Below are 4,473 nucleotides of genomic sequence, written 5' to 3' on the forward strand. Positions count from 1 at the left end.
ACCTCTATGGCGGCATGGACGAGCCCGAGCTGAAGATCATCGACGTCTTCATCTGCAAGCTGAGGAAAAAGCTCTCGGTCGCCACCGGCGGCAAGAACTACATCGAGACCGTCTGGGGCCGCGGCTACGTGCTGCGCGAGCCCGACGAGCACGAAGTGTTCTCGGAATCGAGCGTCGCCTGATTTCGGTTCGCGTTGCGGCGGACTTGAAAAACCCCGTACCGGCAGGTGCGGGGTTTTCGCTTCTCCAGTTCCCTCTCCCCAAGGGCCACCGTCAGGTTGGCTAGAGGCCGAAATCCTCTCGTAGCCGCTCGATCTGGTGCATCCGTTCGTGAAGTATTGTGACGATACCGACGTCGTCGCTCGAAAGCCGCCGCCAGTAGACGAAGTGATGTTCGTGGCGGAAAAAGAAGCCTTGGACCCCGAACTCCGCTGGCACCTGCCGCGAGATCGTCCGGCGGTCCGCTATGCCCTCGATTGCAGCAAAGAGCCCGAGCACGTAACGTTCCGCTTGCTCCTCGCCCCATTGGTCTGCTGTGTAGCGATAGATCTCATCCAGCCTGACCGAAGCCGCTTCCTGGAACCGAACGGCCATCGTGTCAGCGGCGGTTGCGGGCGATGACGTCGTTCGCCGTAAGCAGCCGATAGGCGCTCTCCGGCGCTGAGAACGCCAGCTGCAATTCCGCCTTCAGCCTCTCGAACCCCTCGTCCTCCGCCCGTTCCTTGTCCCGCCGGATCAAGTCGCGAACATACTCGCTGACATTCTCGTAGGACCCCGTTTCGCCGACATTCGAAGCCACGAATTCACTGAGCGCACCACTGATCCGCACTGTCATGGTTGTCGTCCGCGCCATCCGCGCTACTCCAAGATGTGTTCAACATGGGCAATATTGAATACACCAGAAGTCGCGTTCGCACCAGTCCTTTGCCGCCTGTTCGGTCCCCGAGCCGGTTCCCCACGCCCCGCGAACGCGGTGCGGGGTTTTCGCTTTTGGTCGCTTGAGCCTCCGGGGCCTTGATGGCAGGTTCGACGAATGACCCCCTTCGATGAGCCGCAATGGGTGGCGCCCGAGGCCGAGGCCGTCGCAGCCGCCCTTGCCGGCATCGACGTCACCGTCGACACCGTGCGCATCCAGCTGCTGCTCCGTGACGACCGCTTCGCCGTGCGGTTGCCGGGCGACCGCATCGCCTGGTTCCCGACCAACGCACTCGGCGAGTTGCGCCTCTCCCGCGAGACCCGCGTCCTGGGCCTCATCCACCAACACTGCCGATTCCTCGCGCCCCAGACCACCTACAAGGCGCCAGCGGGCTGGCAACTCCGCCGCGAAGTGCCCGGCAATCCCGATCCCGTCTCCATCTACCACCGCGTCCGCGCCGACCCCGGCTTCGCCGCAATCGTCGGCCGAAACCTCGGCACCCTCCTCGCCGACCAGCACCTCAGCATCCCGCAACACGAACTGGACGACTGGCTCCCCGCCAAACCCAGCTGGCCCCCACCCGCCGCATCCCTCGCTGCGGGCCTCGCACAGGCCACCGGCGACCAGGCCTTGATCGACAGCGCCATGGCACTCCTCGCCCGCTATGAGCGCACCGAGGCCCGCGTCACCCGCCGCGTCCTCACCCGTTCCGATTTCGGCTTCCACAACCTGGTGATCGAGCCAGACGGCCAGATCATCGGCGCCTTCGACTACGACGACGCCGCCTTCGCCGACCGCCACCACGACTTCAAGTACCTGCTCCTCGACGCCGAGGACGAAACCCTGATCACCGCCGCGATCGAGGCCTACCAGTCCGCCGGCGGCGCCCCGATCAACCGGGGCTACGCCCGCCTCCTCAACGCCGCCTCCGCCGTCGCCTTCCTCGCCTCCCGCGGCACCGCCGCCCCCGACGAAAAACCCGCCGGCCGCACCCTCGCCGAAGACCTCGCCTGGACCCGTATGGCCCTCGAGCGCGCCGGCTAGCGTCCTACCTCTCCCCCGCCGCCACCCGCGCCAGATACTGGTGCACGAACGCGATCGCCATGCTCCCCTCCCCCACCGCCGCCGCCACGCGCTTGACCGGGCTGAACCGCACGTCGCCGCAGGCGAACACCCCCGGCACGCTCGTCTCCAGCAGGTAGGGGTCGCGGCTCTCTGACCAGCGCCCGGCCCGCTTCAGGTCCTCGCCGGTCAGCACGTAGCCGCGCCCGTCGCGCGCCACCTCGGCCGGCAGCCAGTCCGTCTCGGCGTCGGCGCCGATGAACACGAACAGTCCGCCGCTCTCTTCACGCCGCACCTCGCCGGTGGCGCGATCGATCAGGTCGACGGCCGTCAGATGGTCTTCCCCATGCACCGCCTGCACCTCGGTCTGCAGCGCCACCTTGATGTTGGACTTGGTGCGGATCTGGTCCACCAGATATTGCGACATGCTCTTTTCGATCGCATCGCCGCGCACCACCAGCGTCACCGTCTGCGCGTGGTTGGCGAAGAACATCGCCGCCTGCCCGGCGGAGTTGCCGGCCCCGATCAGGTGGATGTCGAGCCCCTGCGTCGTGCTCGCCTCGCTGCGCGCCGCGCCATAGTAGATGCCCTTGCCCATCAGCTGGTCGACACCCTCGATGGCGACGCGCCGCCAGCTGACGCCGGTCGCGAGGATGATGGTCCTCGCCGTGAGCACCTCCCCGCCATCGAGCTCCACGGTGCGCGCCACCGGGTCGACATGCTCGATCCGGCGGGTGATCAGCACCTCCGCCCCGAGGCGCTTGGCCTGCCGCAGCGCCCGGCTCGCCAGCTCGTCGCCCGATATGCCTGCCGGAAAGCCCAGGTAGTTCTCGATCCGCGACGAAGTGCCAGCCTGCCCGCCCGGCGCCTCCCGCTCGATCACCACCGTGCGCAGCCCCTCCGACGCGCCATAGACCGCCGCCGCCAGCCCCGCCGGCCCTCCCCCGATGATCACCGTGTCGTAGGTGCTGGCCTTCGGCGCCGTATCGAGCCCGAGCAGCTCCGCCAGCTGCCGCAGCCGCGGCCGCACCAGTGTCGCCCCGTCCACCACCTGCAGCGCCGGCAGCTCGACTGGCACCTCGCCATGCCAACGCTCGGCGAGTTCCGGCGCATCGGGCGTGTATCCGTCAAAGGCGATCTGGTTGCTGGCGAGGAACCGGCGCACCTCGAGGCAGGCCGGGTCCCACCGCTGCCCGAGGATGATCACCTTGGCCCGGCGAGCATTGGCCGCGATCCCCTGCAGCCCGCCGATCCGCTCGCGCGCCAATTCGCCCATGCGCCGGGCCAGTTCCGGCGCCAGTGCCGCTGCCGCCTGGAACTGCCGCGCATCGATCCGCGCGAGCCGCGCCGGCTCCATCGCCCGCGCGCCCGCCTGGAACTGCGTGCCGTAGATGATCGGCACCTCGCCGTGGAACGTCCCCGGCAGCCGCTCGCCGATCTTGCGCTCGATCCCGTCGACCCGCTTCAGCACCTCGAGCTTGCCGCTCAGCACCACCAGCAGCATCGGCTCGTCGCCCTCATGCACCGCATGCTCGCCGGGCCCCAGATGCATGTCGGCCGAACCGCGGATGAGTTCCCTCAGGGCGCCCGCATCCAGCGACGAGAATATCGGCACCACCGCCAGCTCTTCCGCCGTAAGCATCCCTGTCGACCCCTCGATCCTGCACAGGGCGCAACTGCTACCGGACTTCCCTTCCGGCGGCAACGGATGCGTCGTCGCGCCGTCCTACGCCACCCGCACCCCGGCCTCCACCGGCGGCGTCGCATAGCTCCAGAAGCTCGCCGGCATTTCGGTGCCGGTCCACACCGCCGCCGTCGGCAGCTCCGAGGCCTTCCATTTCACCGTTTCGAACGCCGGATCGAAGATCATCGCCCCGGCGTCCCCGACCATCTCGATGCGGTTGCCGCCCGGCTCCAGCATGTAGAGGAACGTCGTCTTGCCGATTCCATGCCGCCCCGGCCCATGCTCGAGCGCAATGCCGTGCTCGCGGCAAAGGTCCGCAAGATCGAACAGCATCTCGTTCGAGCCGCCATAGAAGCACACATGGTGGAACCGCCCCGTGGCGCTCGCCCGCTCCGGCACCAGCGCCAGGTCATGCGAGAGATTGGTGACGCTGAGCCAGCTGGCGATCGTCGCAGCGCCATCGTCCGTCATCACCGCCTCGCGCTCCATGAAGCCGAGCGCCTCGACGAGGAAATCCCGCTCCGCCGCGACATTGGGCGCTGTCAGGTTGTAGTGGTCGATCCGCCGCGCCGGAACGCCCATCGCCGGCCGCCGCGACGCCCGGTTGATCAGCCCCGACCGCTCGGCAGGCGCCACTACGGCATAGTCCACGTCCCACAGGATTTCCCAGCGGTGCCCCGCCGGCGTATCGAACTGATAGGCCCGCCCGTGCCCGGCATCGCCCTCGATCCATCCGCGGCCGCGCCCGCTGGCTTCGATCGCCGCCACCCGCCGCGCCAGCGCCTGCGGCGAGCGCGCCCGCCAGCGCCTG

General features: G+C 68.5%; 6 protein-coding genes. 2 read left to right on the plus strand and 4 right to left on the minus strand.

Annotated features, from left to right (window positions below; genetic code table 11):
- A partial coding sequence (locus tag JWQ89_RS19135; RefSeq protein WP_299643636.1) for a winged helix-turn-helix domain-containing protein occupies nucleotides 1-182 on the plus strand: 182 nt, incomplete at its 5' end.
- Between the two features lie 100 nt (nucleotides 183-282).
- Here JWQ89_RS19135 and JWQ89_RS19140 read toward each other — a convergent pair.
- Nucleotides 283-594, minus strand: a complete 312-nt coding sequence (locus tag JWQ89_RS19140; RefSeq protein ID WP_299643638.1) for a type II toxin-antitoxin system RelE/ParE family toxin — start codon at nucleotides 592-594, stop codon at nucleotides 283-285.
- Nucleotides 595-598: 4 nt separating this feature from the next.
- On the minus strand, nucleotides 599-853 hold the full coding sequence (locus tag JWQ89_RS19145; RefSeq protein ID WP_299643641.1) for a transcriptional regulator: 255 nt from the start codon (nucleotides 851-853) through the stop codon (nucleotides 599-601).
- 180 nt (nucleotides 854-1,033) lie between these two features.
- Here JWQ89_RS19145 and JWQ89_RS19150 point away from each other — a divergent pair, with 180 nt between their 5' ends.
- Nucleotides 1,034-1,960 carry a phosphotransferase gene (locus tag JWQ89_RS19150; RefSeq protein WP_299643643.1) on the plus strand — a complete coding sequence of 309 codons (927 nt, stop codon included), beginning with the start codon at nucleotides 1,034-1,036 and terminating at the stop codon, nucleotides 1,958-1,960.
- Between the two features lie 4 nt (nucleotides 1,961-1,964).
- Here the strand turns inward: JWQ89_RS19150 and JWQ89_RS19155 are convergent, their stop codons facing one another.
- Together JWQ89_RS19155 and JWQ89_RS19160 are read right to left on the minus strand one after the other, a co-directional pair.
- A complete protein-coding gene (locus tag JWQ89_RS19155; protein ID WP_299643646.1) occupies nucleotides 1,965-3,620 on the minus strand; it encodes a cyclic nucleotide-binding domain-containing thioredoxin-disulfide reductase in 1,656 nt (551 codons plus the stop codon).
- An 84-nt stretch (nucleotides 3,621-3,704) separates the two neighbouring features.
- Nucleotides 3,705-4,473 (minus strand): VOC family protein (locus tag JWQ89_RS19160; protein WP_299643647.1); only part of this gene is annotated, 769 nt, incomplete at its 5' end.

The sequence above is a fragment of the Devosia sp. genome (assembly GCF_028290645.1).
In the GTDB taxonomy this organism is placed as follows: Bacteria; Pseudomonadota; Alphaproteobacteria; order Rhizobiales; family Devosiaceae; genus Devosia_A.